Source organism: Arthrobacter sp. 4R501, from assembly GCF_002929755.1.
In the GTDB taxonomy this organism is placed as follows: Bacteria; Actinomycetota; Actinomycetes; order Actinomycetales; family Micrococcaceae; genus Arthrobacter.
In genome coordinates, this window is record NZ_PJIW01000006.1 from 231728 (window position 1) to 247143 (window position 15416).

Consider the following 15416-nt stretch of genomic DNA (forward strand, 5'->3'; position numbering starts at 1 on the left):
TTCCGCAGGATTCGGGTTCCAGCGGAGGGCCGGCCCTGCGGCTGCGTTTGAGTGTCACCCATCAGCCCCACACTAGGTGCAGCCGATTGTTACGACAAGGTAGACGCGGCCCGCCGGACCTCCGCAGCCAGCCGATGAGCTTTGCCCTGGCTGCGTCCGTCCTCGGCCCGCTGCGGGATGTATCCGAAGCCGAGCCCGTACGCGGGATCGGCAAACCCCAGGGCAGCGTTGGCTCCTTCGTGGCCGAAGGCGCGGTGGCTGCCGAAATTCCGCGACACGTGTGGCTTCATAAAGACCACGGCAAAGGCGTTGTCCAGTCCGGACAGGCGGTCCAGGCCCCACACATGCTCCTGGGACATGGCGCTGACAGTCTTAGGGGTCAACAAGGGGTCCCGGCCGTCCACACTGGTGATGGCCGCGGCGTAGAGCCTGGCCAGGCCCTCTGCCGTACCCACACCGCCGGCGGCACTCATCCCCGCGGCGCGGACGGCCCGTTGATTGGGAAGTTCCATGATTGTGCTGGCTGCCGCGTTGCTGTTAAGCCCATCCAGGCTCAGCGGATCCAGCCATGGTTGAAGGGGATCGACGTCGTAGAGGACGTCACGGTAGCGCGGTTCCAGCTCTTCGGGCAGTCCCAGGAAGAAGTCGATGCCGTAGGCCATGCGGATGCGCTGCTCATAGAGGCTCTGCAGGCTGGTTCCCGTGACCCGCCGGCAGAGTTCCTCCATAATGATTCCGATGGTGAGGGCGTGGTATCCGAAGCAACTGCCGGGACGCCATGCGGGGCTCGACGCAGCCAACCTTGCCGCGGCCAGGGAGGTGGTGAATTCGTCCAGGGCGATGCCTCCCTCGACTCCCAGCAGTCCGGCCTGATGGGACAGGGCTTCACGCACCAGCAAGCGGTCCTTGCCATGGCAACCAAACTCGGGCCAGTAGTGCGCCACCGTCCGGTCAAGGTCCAGCCGCCCGTCCTGGACGAGCAGCGAGATCACCAGCGCCGCCACGCCCTTGGAAACTGAATACGCCCCCGTGACGGAATCGGCGGTGATGTGGGGCCCGCCGGACAGGTCCACGATCTTCACGCCGTCCCGGTAGGCCGCCAGTTGGGCGCTGTACTGCGGATCCGCGGCGAGAAGGGCCTCAAACAGATCCAAAACGCCTTCATAACCGGGTGCTGCAAAGCCAAAAGATTTCTGCATGGGGCTGGCCTAACCGGTTAGCAAGCGCTTTCCCGATCCTAAACCGCTCCATGGCCGGGGGAAACTTCTTCGCCGGGGCGCACCGGCCCCGGGGGAGTGCCGTCACCGAACGGCCGGCCGCCCAGCGGTTCCCTGCCATGGGGCTCCAGCCAGCCCGCCGGATCAGGACCCTGCGGCACCATCCGGGTGGGATTGATGTCCTCGTGGACGATGTAATAGTGCTGTTTGATCTGGACAAAATCGATCGTGTCTCCGAAACCGGGAGTCTGGAAAAGATCCCGCGCGTAGCCCCACAGGGCCGGCAGTTCGGTCAGCTTCTGCCGGTTGCACTTGAAATGCCCGTGGTAGACGGCATCGAACCTGGCCAAGGTGGTGAACAGGCGGACATCCGCCTCCGTGATGGTGTCACCCACGAGGTACCGCTGTCCGGTGAGGCGTTCCTCGAGCCAGTCGAGCGCGGCCCACAGCCTGGTGTAGGCCGAGTCGTAGGCATCCTGGGAGCCCGCAAAGCCGCAGCGGTAGACGCCGTTGTTGACCTCGGTGAAGACGCGCTTATTGACGGAGTCAATTTCGGCGCGGAAGTGTTCCGGGTAAAGGTCAGGCGCTCCGACCCGGTGGAAACGGGTCCATTCGGTGGCAAAGTCCAGGGTGATCTGAGGGAAGTTGTTGGTGACCACCGCGCCGCTGGCAATATCAACGACCGCTGGCACCGTGATGCCGCGCGGGTAATCCGGGAAGCGCCGGAAATAGGCGCTCTGGATGTGCTCGATGCCAAGCACAGGGTCCACACCGCCCGGATCGAGGTCAAAAGTCCACGACCGGGCATCGTGGGTAGGGCCGGGCTGGCCAAGCGAGATGGAGTCCTCCAGGCCGAGGAGCCTACGCACAATCACGGCCCGGTTCGCCCAGGGGCATGCCCGCGCCGCAATCAGCCGGTACCGGCCAGCTTCCACTGGCCACCCCGGCTCGCTGTTGACGCCGGGGCGGCCGTCGTGGGTGATCCGGTCCTCAATGTAATTCGTGTCCCGGTTGAACTCGGCACCGCCTGTCACATAGGCGCCCAGGGTGCTGTGTTCGGTGCTGGTGTCCGTGCTGTCGGCAGCGGTGGCATTCGTGGCCTGTGGCCCGCTCGAAGATTCCTGGCTCATGCGGACCAGCCTAGGCTCCGGCGGTCAGGATTGCCGAGATGGGCTGCCAGGCGACCAGCCAGGAGCCGGCAATAACGGCGAAAAAGAGCGCGATCCAGATGCCGGAGGGTATGGACGTTGCGCGGTATAGGATATACGCGTCGGAACTGGCCAGCCTGTCACGGCGCCGCAGGTGCACATTGGTGAGCTTCGCGAGATCCCGGACGGCGGCCACAAGCAGGGCCACGCCAAGCACGACTGCAACATGGCCGGTGAAGCTGCTGGGCACAACCAGGACCAGCACGCCGCCGCCTGCGACGGCAAGGCCTGTGATCAGCAGCCCCGCGAAGTTCCTGATGAACACGAGCGAAACCAGGAGTACAAGGGTGCCTGTGGCCAAGACGGCCGGACCCCAGCCGGCAAAACCGCAGGTGACCAGGGCAGCGCCGGTCAGGGCAGGTACAGGATAGCCCCAGAATCCAGACCAGACGGCGGCGGCCTTGCCCCGGCTGTAACTGGTGGTTGTGCCTGAGTGGTCCAACCGGAGCCGGATCCCGCTCAGTCTTTGGCCGCTCATGACGGCGGCGAAAGCATGGCCGAGTTCGTGCGTGGCGGTGGCCAGGAGCCCAAAGTACTTCCAGGTGGCACGGGGGATGGACAATGCAGTTGCAAGCGCCAGCACCACAGCCAATTCGGCCACCGTGACTTGGGGGATGGCGGCGCGGCTGAAGGCTTCAACGATCCGTTGCCACAATTGCTCGGGAATCAAGGTCGTTTCCCGCCGGGCCGGGAGTAGTGATTGTCAGCCATAGCCCTCTACGGTACTAGAGGGATGGTTCACCACTGTCCTGCCGCCCTGCCGCCTTGGGGCGCTCAACGAATCGAGGAATGCCGTGACCACTTTGAAGGAACGCCTGCACGCTGATGTTGTGGTGCACATGAAGGAGCGGAACAAAACCGCCCTGACAACGGTGCGTAATGTCCTGGGCGAGATCGAAACACGGGAGAAGTCGGGAAAGACGCCCATTGTCCTGGACGACGCCCAGGTGACCTCGTTGTTGCAGAAAGAGGCTGCAAAGCGACGTGACACCGCAAGGATCTATATGGAAGCCGGAGAATCCGAGCGGGCCGCGGCCGAGATCGCCGAGGCCGAAATCATAGAAGCGTACTTGCCGCAGCCGCTGACAACAGCCGAAGTCGAGGCGATTGTTGACGAGACCATTGGCAGGCTGCGGAACGAAGGCGTAGAGCCCGGAATGCGTCAGCTGGGCGCCGTGATGAAGCCTGTCACGGCCAAAGTCGCCGGACGCTACGACGGCAAGGCGGTCAGCGAGATCGTCCGCAGCCGTCTCGCCTGAGCCAGTTAACAGGAAAGGCACGCCTACTAAACGTGGGCGTGCCTTAACTTCCTGCTGGCGGAACTCGGCCGCCACGGAAGAGTTTCCGGGTTTCTTTGAATCAGCCTTCGCAGTCAGTGCAGTAGCTGTGTCCGTCTTTCTGCCGCGCAATCTGGGAGCGGTGCCGGACCAGGAAGCAGGAGTAGCACGTGAACTCGTCCTCAGCCTGCGGGATAACCTGCACGACCAGTTCCTCGGCAACGAATTCGCCTCCCGGAACGCCGGCGCCATCCAGCCCGTCGGCCTCATCGAGCTCGAGGACGACGCTGCGGGCGTCCGGAGCATTGGCGGACTGCAGTGCCTCGAGTGAGTTGTCCTGCGACTCCTTGACGTCGGAGCGAAGTTCGTCGTAATCGGTTGCCACTTAGGTGTATCTCTTTTCTTTGGTTCGTCTGTCGCGTATGCAACGTACAGCATCCGGCGGGTATTCCCCAATAGCCTGGCAAGAAAATTTCTTTGCGGCGCCAATATTTCCGTGCGGACACCCGCTGGGATCGGTGTCGGGTGACATTGGGCACCATGGTGCCCGGGGCTGAAAGCCAGCGCACGGCGGCCCAGCCGCGAGACCTAGTCAAGTTCCTCAGCCAAGGCCGTGGTCTGAGGCGGGGTAATCCGCCCCAGGCGCTCGTCGAGCGTCACGCGCAGCCGGGCGGCGGCCACCTGAACCCGGTGCTTGGCAGGGGTGACCTTCCTGTCCGGCGCAGAGGCGGCATTCGCGCGTGCGTGGGCGTCCCTGTGTTCAGGGGACCCTGCGCTCACGGTCCAGTCACTGTCGTCCCCGCCAGGCACGTACTCCCACGCCGCGTCGAACAGTTCAAGTTCCTCGGCACGGGCCAGCTCACTGCCTGCGAGGACGTTTAAGGTCGCAAGCCCCAAGGCCTTGGTTCCTTCATCCTGATCCAGGGCGCGGTCCAGGGCCCACTGGGTGCGTCGCCACCATTCCGCCCGGCTGTCCGCCTCGGTCTTCTGCCGGAGCGCCTGCTCGTCGGCTTCGCGCTTCTGGTCCAGCGCTATTTTATCCGCTGACGTGCGCTGGGTCAGGGTGCGCCAGTTGATGTAGAAGGCCAGCAGGGCCGCGACCAGGACAGCCAAGGGGCCAAGCCCGGCAAGGATTACCCACCAGTCGGCCGGCCCGGAGTGGACGACGACTTCAAGCGGGCCGGGCGGCGGGGTTGGATTCACGGCTCCAGCTTAGGCCGTCGACGGAGACTTGAAGCATGAGCCCGCGGCCACGACGGCGTCGATCTGCACGCGCGCTCCGAGTGGAAGTCCGGCCACGTGGAGGGTTGTACGCGCAGGGAATGGCTTAGGAAAGCGAAGGGCATAGGCAGCGTTGATGATATGGAAGTCGTCGTAGTCGGTCAGGTAAATGGTGGTGCGCAGGACGTGGGCCAGAGAAAGATGCACATCAGTCAGCAGCGTCTCCAGGTTGCTGAACATAGACTCGCACTGCTCTTCAATCCCCGGGCCGACAAGTCTACCGTCGTCAGGGCTCTGGCCAATGATCCCGGCTGTGTAGGCGGTGTCTCCATGGCGTACGAGATGCGAAAACGGGGCAGGCGACTGATGAAGGTTGGGGCTGAAGTGATGGGCAGACACGATCTCCTCAGCGTTCAGCACAGCCCGCAGGGGCTCAGGGTTTTTTGAAGTCTGGCCTGTTTGCCGATCCGTTATCGGTTCGAGCTCCTGGAACAGCGTCACTTGAAGGCCTGCCGGCGCTGCAAGCCGGGAGTTCAAGGACTGCCAGGGAGTTATCCGCGCGGTGGCGATCAGTTCTGCTCCTGCGTTCACAAGATCTGCTGTTACGGCCGCCGTATCGTCCACTTCGAAGGCTACCCGGAGTCTGGCGCTGGGCTGCCCGTCCGATTCCACCTGGTCGATGAGTTTCACCTGGGCGGGGTTGGACAGCTCAAGCGTCGCCCGCCCGGCATCAAGAATTGTGACGCGCGCGTCCCCCTCTCCCTCGTAGGCCTCTTGCTCGGGGAGGCCGAGGACGTCTCGGTAGAAGGTGAGTGCAGCCTCGTAGTCCTCGGCTTCGACAACGAGGCGGAGCTGGCGGACGGGTGCCTTGGCGTTTTCCGTAGTCATGTTTGTACCGTAGTGCTTTGCTTCCCCCGGAAAGCGGGCCTCGCCTGCGCGGAAACAGAAAAAACCCCTGAAATCCGTGGATTTCAGGGGTTTTCCCATTTGTGCGCGGAGGGGGACTTGAACCCCCACCCCCTTTCGAGGACTAGCACCTCAAGCTAGCGCGTCTGCCATTCCGCCACCCGCGCAGGTGGTAATTCGGAGATCGTTTCCGCCTTTCAGCGTTTCGCTTTTCTCCGAAGCAGCGAGAAAAACTCTAACACGAACTTTCCGAAAACATGGAATCGGGGCTGATGGGTAGGCTGAGGGCACACGAGAACGCAGGTTGTTTGCAGCCTTCCCACTGCCCAAGGAGTTTCTATGTCTGACATCCGTGCCGAGGATGAAGTTGTCCGGATCTGCCAGGAACTCATCCGGATAGATACCTCGAACTACGGTGACGGCTCGGGTCCGGGGGAGCGGGTGGCCGCGGAATACACGGCCGGGCTCATCGAGGAAGTAGGACTCGCAGCCGAGATCTTCGAGTCGGCGCCCGGCCGCGCAAGTGTTGTGACCCGGATGGCCGGTGAGGATCCGTCCGCCAGCGCGTTGGTGGTGCACGGGCACCTCGATGTAGTGCCCGCCTTGCGTGAACAGTGGTCGGTGGATCCCTTTGGCGCGGAGCTCAAAGACGGACTCATCTGGGGCCGCGGAGCCGTGGACATGAAGGACATGGACGCCATGATCCTCGCTGTGATGCGGGATTTGGCCAGATCCGGGCGCAAGCCCAAGCGCGACATTATCTTTGCCTTCTTCGCCGACGAGGAAGCCGGCGGTGAGTACGGCGCCCGCTACGCGGTCGACAAGCGGCCCGAGCTCTTCGAAGGCGCAACCGAAGCCATCTCGGAGGTAGGCGGCTTCTCGGCAACCATCGGCGGGCAGCGCACCTACCTCCTGCAGACGGCTGAGAAGGGCATCTCCTGGCTCCGGCTGGTGGCGCACGGCCGGGCTGGCCACGGCTCCCAGATCAATACGGACAACGCCGTCACCCGGCTGGCTGCGGCGGTAACCCGGATCGGCGAATACAAGTGGCCGATTGAGCTGACGCCCACTACGCGGCAGTTCCTGGACGGCGTGACCGAACTCACGGGCGTGGAATTCGATCCCGATAATCCGGACCGCCTGCTCGACCAGCTCGGCACCGTGGCGCGCTTTGTGGGGGCAACCCTGCAGAACACCACCAATCCCACGCTGCTCAAGGGCGGCTACAAGCACAACGTCATCCCCGAATCGGCTGAGGCCCTGGTGGACTGCCGGACGCTCCCGGGCCAGCAGGACCACGTGCTGGAGGTCGTGCGGGAGCTTGCCGGTTCGGGTGTCGACGTCAGCTACGTTCACAGCGACGTCTCGCTTGAGGTCCCGTTCGCCGGAAACCTGGTGGATTCCATGATCGACGCCCTGCACACCGAGGATCCGGGGGCGAAAGTGCTTCCCTATACGCTCTCCGGCGGCACGGACAACAAATCATTGAGCCGGCTCGGTATCACCGGCTACGGCTTCGCTCCCCTCCAGCTGCCCGATGATCTCGATTTCACCGGGATGTTCCACGGTGTGGACGAGCGGGTTCCGGTGGATTCGCTGAAGTTCGGCGCCCGGGTGCTCAACACGCTCCTCACCAATTACTGAGCCGGCCCGGACATGACTCCCGAGGAAGTCCTGCCGGAGCCCTTGCTCCAGGCCATCCGCGGCCGTGCTGCGGGCTATGACCGGGACAACACCTTCTTCTTTGAAGACCTCGAAGAGCTGACCGCCGCCGGCTACCTCAGGCTCTTTGTGCCGGCGTCCGACGGCGGCCTGGGGCTTGGGCTGGAAGCGGCAGCACAGTGCCAGCGGCGGCTGGCAACGGCGGCCCCGGCCACCGCCCTGGCCATCAACATGCACCTGGTCTGGACCGGCGTCGCCCACGTCCTGGCCGCACGGGGCGACCATTCCCTTGGCTTCGTCCTGCAGGAGACCGCCCAGGGCGAGATCTTCGCCTTCGGCAATTCCGAAGCCGGCAACGATTCGGTACTTTTTGATTCCAGAACGGCAGCCGTTCCCCTGCCGGGCGGGGCGTACAGCTTCACGGGTACTAAGATCTTCACGAGTCTTTCGCCCGCCTGGACCCGGCTGGGAATCTTCGGCAAGGACGGCCAGGCAAGGGACGGCGAAGGGGAGCTGGTGCACGGGTTCATCACCCGGGAGGCCGCGGGCTACGTCATCCTGGATGACTGGAACACGCTGGGCATGCGGGCCAGCCAGTCGAACACCACCGTCCTGGACGGCGTCGAGGTCCCGCCGGAGAGGATCTTCCGCAAACTCCCAGTGGGACCTAACGCCGATCCGCTGATTTTTGCCATCTTCGCGTGCTTCGAGACATTGCTGGCTGCCGTGTACACCGGCATTGGCGAACGTGCCCTGAACCTGGGCGTTGAGGCCGTTAAGCGCCGCACGTCCTTCAAGAACGCCGGCCGCAGCTATGCGCAGGATCCGGATATCCGCTGGAAGATCGCGGAGGCCGCCATGGCCATGGATAACCTCTACCCCCAGCTGCTGACCGTCAGCCGCGATGTGGATGCGCTCGTTGAGCACGGGCCGCAATGGTTTCCCAAACTTGTGGGGCTGAAGGTCAATGCAACTGAAACGGCCCGCCGCGTTGTGGACCTGGCCATCAGGGTGAGTGGCGGCTCCAGCTACTTTCGTGGGTCGGAGCTTGAACGCCTGTACCGGGACGTGCTGGCGGGGATGTTCCACCCATCAGACGATGAGTCGGCGCACAACACGGTGGCGAACGCGTGGCTGGGTCCGTTGGAGGACTGAAACAGGCCCCTGGCCCGTTACCCCTACACGGTCCGCTGGCCCGCTAATCCTTATACGGTCCGCTGGACCTGCATCACCCGGCGGCGGAGCCAGAAGCGCCTGCCGCCGCCCAAATACAGCTTGCTGCGTTCCAGCTCCCACTTGCCGTACTCGGAATGCTCCACAAGCCGGCGCCTGGCGTCAGGCAGCGAATCGTCAGGGCTGACCGTCAGAACGAGGTACTCGTACTGCCTAAGAATGTCCCGTTCGCGCTGGACCGAGCTGGTGAGAAAATGTTCCTTCATTGCTCTCCATTTTCGTCCTTTTCCGGCTAACGTGAAGGCATGAGCATCGATCCGCGTGTCGCGCTTCAGTCCTTGACAACCGCCTTGGAAGAACACCTTATAGCAGCATCCAACCGGCGTGGAGATGGCGATCCCGCGGTGGAAGCGGCTTTTTTTGCGGTCGCGGATGCTTTCGAGGTTTATGAAGACGCACTCTACGAGGCTTACAGCGAAGTTACACCCCTTCAGGTCTTCGATGATGAAGAAGACGAGGACGATGAAGCCGGCATCGATGACGACGAGGACCTGGAAATCCTCGAGGACTGAGAACTCCACGCCGCCATTGCGGGCAACGACCTAACGCCGCGGCCCTGAACGGCGTGTCAGCCGGGCAGGGAAACGTCCTCGAGAGCGCGGGCAATTTCGGGCGGCAGCCTGGTCAGTTGGGCCGCCATGATTTCTTTCGCCTGCACGGGAGTCCTGGGCCCCACGATGGCCGTGGCCACGCCATGCTGGGACAACAGCCAGCTCAGCGAGACATCCAGCGGTGTCCGGCCCAGGCCCTTGGCCGCCATGGCCACGGCTTCCACCACGCTGGACGGCAGCGCCTCCAGATACGGCTCTACGTAGGGTGCGGAGTCTGTCCTTGCCGCCCGGGAACCGGCGGGAATGGCGCCGCGGTACTTGCCAGTCAGGACGCCGCGTCCCAGCGGAGCCCAGGCCATCAGTCCCAGGCCGGCATCTTCGACGGCGGGAACCAGTTCCGCTTCCGCCTTTCGCTGCAGGAGCGAATATTCAGCCTGCGCGGCTACGAGCGGAAATCCGGCCACCGCCGCTGCCTTGGCGCTTTGCCACCCGTTGAAGTCGGAGATCCCCGCATAGCGGGCGCGGCCGCTCCGGAGTGCGAATTCAAGCGCGGACAGGGTCTCGTCCAGCGGAACGTTGCCGTCCCATGCCTGGGCAAACCAGATATCCACGTAGTCAGTCCCCAGCCTCGCCAGGCTTGCGTCCAGGCCGGTGAGCATCGCGTTACGTGACGTGTCCACCGTGCGCCGGCCCTCCGACGTCGTCATGCCCGCCTTGGTGGAAATGCAGACTTCGGTGCGGGAGACGACGTCACCCAGGAGGGAGCCGATCATCGCCTCGGCGCGGCCTTCGGAGTAAGACGCCGCGGTATCTATGAGTTTTCCGCCACCATCGATAAATGTCCGCAATATCTCCGAGGCGTCCTGTTCGTCGGTATCGCCGGACCAGGACATGGTGCCGAGGGAAAGGGCGGAGACTCGCAATCCACTGTTGCCGACGTAACGCTGCTGCATAGCTGCAAGCTTACGGGGAATCAACAGTATCCATGACGTAGGGTCTTAGCGTGAACTGGTTTGAGGCGGCCCTGCTGGGCCTAGTGCAGGGACTTACCGAATTTCTACCGATTTCATCGAGCGCGCACCTGCGGATTGTGGGGCAGTTCCTGCCTAACGCATCCGATCCCGGAGCCGCGTTTACCGCCATCACGCAGCTTGGCACCGAAACGGCGGTGGTGATCTACTTCTGGCGCGACATCGTGCGGATCGTCAAGGCTTGGGCGGGATCGCTGACCGGAAGAGTCTCCCGGCAGGACCCGGATGCCCGCATGGGCTGGCTGGTGATCCTGGGCAGCCTCCCCATCATCGTGCTGGGTCTGCTGTTCCAGGACCAGATCGAGTCGGTGCTGAGGAGCCTGTGGCTCGTCGCCACCATGCTGATCGTCTTCGGGCTCTTTCTGGCCGTGGCCGACGCGATCGGAAAGCAGGACCGAGACCTCACACAGCTCACCTACAAACACGGCATTTTGTACGGCTTCGCCCAGGCCCTGGCTCTTATTCCCGGTGTGTCGCGATCCGGCGGCACCATCACCGCGGGTCTCCTGATGGGCTACACACGCGAAGCCGCCGCGCGGTATTCGTTCCTCCTGGCTATCCCGGCTGTGTTCGGCAGCGGCCTTTACCAGCTGTACAAAGTGGTCTCCAAGGAAGGCATTACCGGCCCCTACGGCCTCCCGGAGACGGCGCTGGCCACCGTCATCGCCCTGGTGGTGGGCTACGTGATCATCGGTTGGTTCCTCAAGTTCATTTCCACCCGAAGCTACCGGCTCTTCGTCTGGTACCGGATCTTCCTGGGCCTGGCCCTGTATCTCTTGCTCGGTTTCAATGTCATCAGCGCCTAGCCGTAGGCTTAGGCTGTGAAATCCTGGACCTCCCGCCCTGTCCCTGCGCTGCCCGGCGCCATGCCTGCCATCCGGCTGTTCGACACCGCTATGGGGAGTGAGGTCACGCTCCGGTCCGGGGGAGAGCAATCCATGTACGTCTGCGGGATCACTCCCTACGACGCAACCCACATGGGCCATGCGGCCAGCTACGTGGCCTTTGATCTGCTGAACAGGGCCTGGCGTGACGCCGGCCAGCAGGTTTCCTACGTCCAGAACGTCACCGACGTCGACGACCCCCTGCTGGAGCGCGCGACTGCCACCGGTGTGGACTGGCGGGACCTGGCCGCGAGCCAGATTGAACTCTTCCAGACCGACATGGAGGCCCTGAACGTCCTCTCGCCGGACCACTATGTGGGTGCCGTTGAATCAGTTGACATCATTGTTCCGGCCATCGAACGGCTGGTCCGGCTAGGGCTGGCCTACCGCGTCCCTGGTACGGCAGGGGAGCCCGACGGCGACGTCTACTACGACGTCGAAGCTGCCGGCAAGCAGTCGGTCGCGCCGGACGCCTGGACCCTTGGCTCGATATCGCGCCTCGGTGAAGCCGAAATGCTGGAACTGTTCGCCGAACGCGGCGGAGACCCGGGCCGGGCCGGCAAGCGGCAGGCCCTGGACCCCCTGCTCTGGCGGGTTGCCCGTGACGGCGAGCCCAGCTGGCCGGGCGGCGAGCTGGGCCAGGGCAGGCCTGGCTGGCACATCGAATGCACGGTCATCGCCCAGCGCTACCTGCCGGCTCCCTTCACTGTCCAGGGCGGCGGCTCTGACCTCATCTTCCCGCACCACGAGATGGGCGCCGGTCACGCCTATTCCCTCGCCGAAGTGCCGCTGGCCCACCACTATGCCCACGCCGGCATGGTGGGCCTGGACGGCGAAAAGATGAGCAAGTCCAAGGGCAACCTGGTCCTGGTGTCCAAACTTCGGGCCGAGGGAGAAGATCCGGCAGCCATCCGCCTGGCCATCCTGGCCCACCATTACCGTTCAGACTGGTCCTGGACCGCTGACGGCTTTGAGGCCGCGAAGGACCGGCTGGCGGCGTGGCGCAGCGCCCTCGCCACTGCCCCGGAAGGATCGGCGTCCGGCCTGATCGCAGAAATGCGGTCCGCCCTTGCATCTGACCTGAACGCACCTGCCGCCCTGGAAGCTGTTGACCGCTGGGCTGCCTCGGCGGACTCCGCCGCGGCGGCGGGCAGCCAGCACGATCAGGCCCTAGTCAGGGACGCCCTGGACGCGTTGCTCGGCGTCGTACTTTAGGGCTTGTCCCGGCCCCGACGCTTGAGATAGCGCTCAAACTCCCGCGCGATGGATTCACCGCTCGCCTCCGGAAGATCGGCCGTATCTTTTGCCTCCTCCAGCTGGCGGACGTACGCGGCGATCTCCGGATCCTCGGTAGCCAACTCATCGACGCCGCGCTCCCACGCAGCTGCCTCTTCCGCCAGTTCGTGCGTGTCCAGCGGGACCTGGATCAATTCCTCGACCCGGTGCAGGAGAGCCAGCTGCGCCTTGGGTGACGGGGCCTGGGCCACGTAATGCGGGACGGCTGCCCAGAGGGAAACAGTAGGAAGGCCCGCCAGGAGGGACACTTCGGACAGTACTCCGACGATGCCGACGGGACCTTCATACTGGGATGCTTCAAGGTTGAGGCGTTCCCGCAACACAGCGTCGTCAGAGGAGGTGCTGACCGGAATCGGCCTGCTGTGCGGAACGTCTGCCAGAAGGGCCCCCACCAGGACCACGTAGTCCACCTTCAGCGCTTCGGCGTGGACCAGCAGTTCCGCCGTATAGGCCCGCCACTTGTAGGACGGCTCAATGCCCTGGACGAAAATGACGTCCACGTTCGAATCCGGCGCACTGGCCTTGTAGATCCGTGTGGAGGGCCACTTGATCTTGCGTTCCCCCGAGGCGTTCCTGCGGACCGTAGGACGCGTGAACTGGAAATCGTAGTATTCGTCGGCGTCAATGGACGCGACCTTCTTGCCGCCCCAAACCCTGTTCAGGTAGCGCAAGGAATCACTGGCGGCTTCGCCGGCATCGTTCCAGCCTTCAAATGCGGCCAGCATCACAGTAATGCGCTCCCCGTCCGCCACTGGCAGCAGGAACTGCTCCGGTTCAGGTGCGGCACCCGGTTCCGCGGTGTCTCCGTCGAAGCTATTCATCTCATCACCCTACGTCCAAGAACCGGCGCGACGCATTGAATGAAGGGCCAAAAAGTGCGCCGGGGCGCGCACGCGCCCGAAGGCAATGCTGATATTCGCCGAGGGCGTATCCACCGGCTGGCGTTCAGGTACGCCCCGTAGACTGGGAACATGCGATCCCTACCCTCCGTTTCCCCGCTCAGAGCCGTTCTTTGGGATATGGACGGCACCATTGTGGACACTGAACGCTACTGGATTGCCGCGGAGCACGCCCTTGTGGAAGCGCATGGCGGCACCTGGTCACACAGGCAGGCCATGCAGCTAGTGGGTCAGTCGCTGACGTATTCGGCCGGAATCCTGCAGGCAGCCGGTGTCCGGCTGGAGCGCCGGGAGATCATCGACACCCTAACCTCTGAGGTCATCAGGAGCGTCCGGCACTCTGTTCCCTGGCGTCCCGGGGCGCGGGAACTGCTGGATGACCTGCACGTCGCCGGAGTACGATGCGCGCTGGTGACCATGTCGGAGGAGCCGTTGGCCCGCGAAATTGTCGCGAGCCTGCCTAAGCCTTACTTCGAGTTCCTGGTCACGGGGGACACCGTCACCCAGGGCAAGCCGCACCCGGAAGCATACCTGAAGGCAGTGGAGCTGCTTCAGGAAGCGGACCCGGACCTGACCGTGGATCACTGCGTCGCCCTGGAGGACTCCGCGCCGGGAGTGGCTGCTGCTGTGGCCTCGGGCGTCGCCACCGTCGCCATTCCGCACATTGTCCCGATCCCCGACGATCCCAGGCACACCACCTGGGAATCCCTGGCCGGCCGCACCGTTTCCGAGCTGGAGGCCATCGCCGCGGGCAGCCTGGCCGCCGCGGCGGCTGGATCTGCAATGCTCGTGACGGGGAGCCCGTCATGAGTTCCGCGCCCGCCCCCGCCCGCCGCGAAGGAATACCGCTCGGCAGGATCGCCGGAATCCCGGTCATTCTGGCCTACTCGTGGTTTGTGATCGCCGCCTTTACCGTCATTGTCTACGGGCCCCTGCTGTTGGAGCAGAATCCGGTGTTGGGCATTTCCGCTTACTACATGGCGTTCGCGTACGCCCTGCTGCTCCTGATCTCGGTCCTGGTCCACGAACTGGCGCACGCCCTCACGGCCAAGATCTACGGCTGGCCCACGCAGAAGATCGTGCTGAATCTCTGGGGCGGCCACACCCAGTTTGAGAATTTCACGGCGACGCCGGCGCGTTCGGTAATCGTGGCGCTGGCAGGGCCGGCTGCCAACCTGGTCCTCGCCGGCGGCGCCTGGGTGGTCCTCTCCACCACCAGCATGGGCACCGTGGCCGAAATACTCACGAACATCTTTATGTGGGCCAACTTCGTCATCGGCATCTTCAATGTTCTGCCCGGACTCCCGCTGGACGGGGGCAGGATCGTTGAGTCGGCCGTCTGGAAAGCAACCGGGAGCCAGGCCAAAGGCACCGTCGCCGCCGGCTGGGCCGGCCGCGTCATCGTGGTGGCGCTGGGCTTCTGGTTCATTGCCCGGCCGTTGCTGGCCGGTGAGACACCAGATATCAGCCTCCTGATGATCACCGTCCTCGTTGGCGGCTTCCTCTGGATGGGTGCCAGCGCCGCAATCCAACAGGGCACCCTGCGCGGAAGGATGCATCTGGTCAGCGCCGCTGCCCTGGCGGCTCCCGCCGTCGGTATTCCGGCCACCGCGGTGGTGGCGGACATCCGCAGGCTGTCACCGAACGGTTCCCGCGCCGTTGTGGTCTGCGGGCCGGATGGACGCCCGCAGGGTGTTGTGGATCCCGGTGCCCTCGCCGCGGTTCCTGACTACGCCGCCGGCTCCACGCCTGCCACGGCAGTGTCCTATGCCCTCGCGGCGGGAGCCTACGTACCTGAGTCGTCCCAGGGGCAGGAACTGATCCAGTACCTTTCCCAGCTGGACGGTCACGAATATGCCGTGGTGGACCATCACGGCACGGTCACCGGCCTTCTGGCGCAGAACGTGGTGGTGGCCGCCATCACCGGCAAGGCTGACCCGTCAAATAGGCATCCTCAGGGTCAAAGCCGGTAGAGTTACGTGCCGGCCGTGCATTGCCGCCGCGTGGCCGCCCGGAGGCCTGCGCCACACC

At 64.2% G+C, this 15416-nt stretch carries 17 protein-coding genes and 1 tRNA gene; 8 read left to right on the forward strand and 10 right to left on the reverse strand.

Going from position 1 to position 15416, the window contains the following annotated elements; translation table 11 throughout:
* Positions 1 to 89: 89 nt before the first annotated feature.
* Genes CXR02_RS07980 through CXR02_RS07990 form a run of 3 tightly spaced genes read right to left on the reverse strand, consistent with a single transcriptional unit; the run spans position 90 to position 3092 of the window.
* Complete coding sequence (locus CXR02_RS07980) at positions 90 to 1199, reverse strand: serine hydrolase domain-containing protein (RefSeq protein WP_104061473.1); 1110 nt, start codon at positions 1197 to 1199, stop codon at positions 90 to 92.
* Positions 1200 to 1237: 38 nt separating this feature from the next.
* A complete protein-coding gene (locus CXR02_RS07985; RefSeq protein ID WP_104061474.1) occupies positions 1238 to 2347 on the reverse strand; it encodes a glutathione S-transferase family protein in 1110 nt (369 codons plus the stop codon).
* Positions 2348 to 2357: 10 nt separating this feature from the next.
* Entirely contained in the window at positions 2358 to 3092 is a 735-nt protein-coding gene (locus tag CXR02_RS07990) for a M50 family metallopeptidase (protein WP_104061518.1), read from the reverse strand.
* Between the two features lie 127 nt (positions 3093 to 3219).
* Here CXR02_RS07990 and CXR02_RS07995 point away from each other — a divergent pair, with 127 nt between their 5' ends.
* A complete protein-coding gene (locus tag CXR02_RS07995; RefSeq protein WP_104061475.1) occupies positions 3220 to 3684 on the forward strand; it encodes a GatB/YqeY domain-containing protein in 465 nt (154 codons plus the stop codon).
* 100 nt (positions 3685 to 3784) lie between these two features.
* On the opposite strand, the gene CXR02_RS08000 is transcribed toward CXR02_RS07995, so the two are convergent.
* From CXR02_RS08000 to CXR02_RS08020, 4 genes are all read right to left on the reverse strand, one after another.
* Complete coding sequence (locus tag CXR02_RS08000; protein ID WP_056339942.1) at positions 3785 to 4087, reverse strand: DUF4193 domain-containing protein; 303 nt, start codon at positions 4085 to 4087, stop codon at positions 3785 to 3787.
* Between the two features lie 203 nt (positions 4088 to 4290).
* Positions 4291 to 4905, reverse strand: coding sequence for a hypothetical protein (locus CXR02_RS08010; protein ID WP_258060868.1), 615 nt, complete (start codon positions 4903 to 4905; stop codon positions 4291 to 4293).
* Positions 4906 to 4914: 9 nt separating this feature from the next.
* On the reverse strand, positions 4915 to 5811 hold the full coding sequence (locus CXR02_RS08015; RefSeq protein WP_146072490.1) for a Rid family hydrolase: 897 nt from the start codon (positions 5809 to 5811) through the stop codon (positions 4915 to 4917).
* 102 nt (positions 5812 to 5913) lie between these two features.
* Positions 5914 to 5996, reverse strand: a tRNA-Leu gene (locus CXR02_RS08020).
* Positions 5997 to 6168: 172 nt separating this feature from the next.
* Between CXR02_RS08020 and CXR02_RS08025 the strand changes: the two genes are divergently transcribed.
* On the forward strand, positions 6169 to 7473 hold the full coding sequence (locus CXR02_RS08025; RefSeq protein WP_104061477.1) for a M20/M25/M40 family metallo-hydrolase: 1305 nt from the start codon (positions 6169 to 6171) through the stop codon (positions 7471 to 7473).
* Between the two features lie 12 nt (positions 7474 to 7485).
* Positions 7486 to 8646 (forward strand): acyl-CoA dehydrogenase family protein, encoded by a 1161-nt coding sequence (locus CXR02_RS08030; RefSeq protein ID WP_104061478.1) that lies wholly within the window; start codon positions 7486 to 7488, stop codon positions 8644 to 8646.
* A 50-nt stretch (positions 8647 to 8696) separates the two neighbouring features.
* Here the strand turns inward: CXR02_RS08030 and CXR02_RS08035 are convergent, their stop codons facing one another.
* Positions 8697 to 8930, reverse strand: a complete 234-nt coding sequence (locus CXR02_RS08035; RefSeq protein ID WP_056339951.1) for a DUF5703 family protein — start codon at positions 8928 to 8930, stop codon at positions 8697 to 8699.
* A gap of 39 nt (positions 8931 to 8969) precedes the next feature.
* Between CXR02_RS08035 and CXR02_RS08040 the strand changes: the two genes are divergently transcribed.
* Positions 8970 to 9236: a hypothetical protein gene (locus CXR02_RS08040; protein WP_056339953.1), complete on the forward strand. Its 267-nt coding sequence runs from the start codon at positions 8970 to 8972 to the stop codon at positions 9234 to 9236.
* A gap of 56 nt (positions 9237 to 9292) precedes the next feature.
* Here the strand turns inward: CXR02_RS08040 and CXR02_RS08045 are convergent, their stop codons facing one another.
* Positions 9293 to 10228 (reverse strand): aldo/keto reductase, encoded by a 936-nt coding sequence (locus tag CXR02_RS08045; protein ID WP_104061479.1) that lies wholly within the window; start codon positions 10226 to 10228, stop codon positions 9293 to 9295.
* Between the two features lie 50 nt (positions 10229 to 10278).
* Here CXR02_RS08045 and CXR02_RS08050 point away from each other — a divergent pair, with 50 nt between their 5' ends.
* Both CXR02_RS08050 and mshC read left to right on the forward strand, forming a co-directional pair.
* Entirely contained in the window at positions 10279 to 11112 is an 834-nt protein-coding gene (locus tag CXR02_RS08050; RefSeq protein WP_104061480.1) for an undecaprenyl-diphosphate phosphatase, read from the forward strand.
* Positions 11113 to 11127: 15 nt separating this feature from the next.
* Complete coding sequence (gene mshC / locus CXR02_RS08055) at positions 11128 to 12405, forward strand: cysteine--1-D-myo-inosityl 2-amino-2-deoxy-alpha-D-glucopyranoside ligase (RefSeq protein ID WP_104061481.1); 1278 nt, start codon at positions 11128 to 11130, stop codon at positions 12403 to 12405.
* Here the strand turns inward: mshC and CXR02_RS08060 are convergent.
* The gene (locus CXR02_RS08060; protein WP_056339966.1) at positions 12402 to 13307 is read right to left on the reverse strand and encodes a PAC2 family protein; all 906 of its coding nucleotides are present in this window, start codon (positions 13305 to 13307) and stop codon (positions 12402 to 12404) included. The genes mshC and CXR02_RS08060 overlap by 4 nt on opposite strands.
* 150 nt (positions 13308 to 13457) lie before the next feature.
* On the opposite strand from CXR02_RS08060, the gene CXR02_RS08065 reads away from it, so the two are divergent.
* Together CXR02_RS08065 and CXR02_RS08070 are read left to right on the forward strand one after the other, a co-directional pair.
* Entirely contained in the window at positions 13458 to 14195 is a 738-nt protein-coding gene (locus CXR02_RS08065; RefSeq protein WP_104061482.1) for an HAD family phosphatase, read from the forward strand.
* On the forward strand, positions 14192 to 15358 hold the full coding sequence (locus tag CXR02_RS08070; RefSeq protein WP_104061483.1) for a site-2 protease family protein: 1167 nt from the start codon (positions 14192 to 14194) through the stop codon (positions 15356 to 15358). The genes CXR02_RS08065 and CXR02_RS08070 overlap by 4 nt, the downstream gene beginning before the upstream one ends.
* The last annotated feature ends 58 nt before the right edge of the window (positions 15359 to 15416 follow it).

Excerpts from the sequence above, each read along its gene's own strand:
- CXR02_RS07980 (WP_104061473.1), bottom strand. The coding sequence starts at position 1,199 with ATGCAGAAATCTTTTGGCTTTGCAGCACCCGGTTATGAAGGCGTTTTG.
- CXR02_RS07985 (WP_104061474.1), bottom strand. The coding sequence starts at position 2,347 with ATGAGCCAGGAATCTTCGAGCGGGCCACAGGCCACGAATGCCACCGCT.
- CXR02_RS08015 (WP_146072490.1), bottom strand. The coding sequence starts at position 5,811 with ATGACTACGGAAAACGCCAAGGCACCCGTCCGCCAGCTCCGCCTCGTT.
- CXR02_RS08025 (WP_104061477.1), top strand. The coding sequence starts at position 6,169 with ATGTCTGACATCCGTGCCGAGGATGAAGTTGTCCGGATCTGCCAGGAA.
- CXR02_RS08030 (WP_104061478.1), top strand. The coding sequence starts at position 7,486 with ATGACTCCCGAGGAAGTCCTGCCGGAGCCCTTGCTCCAGGCCATCCGC.
- CXR02_RS08035 (WP_056339951.1), bottom strand. The coding sequence starts at position 8,930 with ATGAAGGAACATTTTCTCACCAGCTCGGTCCAGCGCGAACGGGACATT.
- CXR02_RS08040 (WP_056339953.1), top strand. The coding sequence starts at position 8,970 with ATGAGCATCGATCCGCGTGTCGCGCTTCAGTCCTTGACAACCGCCTTG.
- CXR02_RS08045 (WP_104061479.1), bottom strand. The coding sequence starts at position 10,228 with ATGCAGCAGCGTTACGTCGGCAACAGTGGATTGCGAGTCTCCGCCCTT.
- CXR02_RS08060 (WP_056339966.1), bottom strand. The coding sequence starts at position 13,307 with ATGAATAGCTTCGACGGAGACACCGCGGAACCGGGTGCCGCACCTGAA.
- CXR02_RS08065 (WP_104061482.1), top strand. The coding sequence starts at position 13,458 with ATGCGATCCCTACCCTCCGTTTCCCCGCTCAGAGCCGTTCTTTGGGAT.
- CXR02_RS08070 (WP_104061483.1), top strand. The coding sequence starts at position 14,192 with ATGAGTTCCGCGCCCGCCCCCGCCCGCCGCGAAGGAATACCGCTCGGC.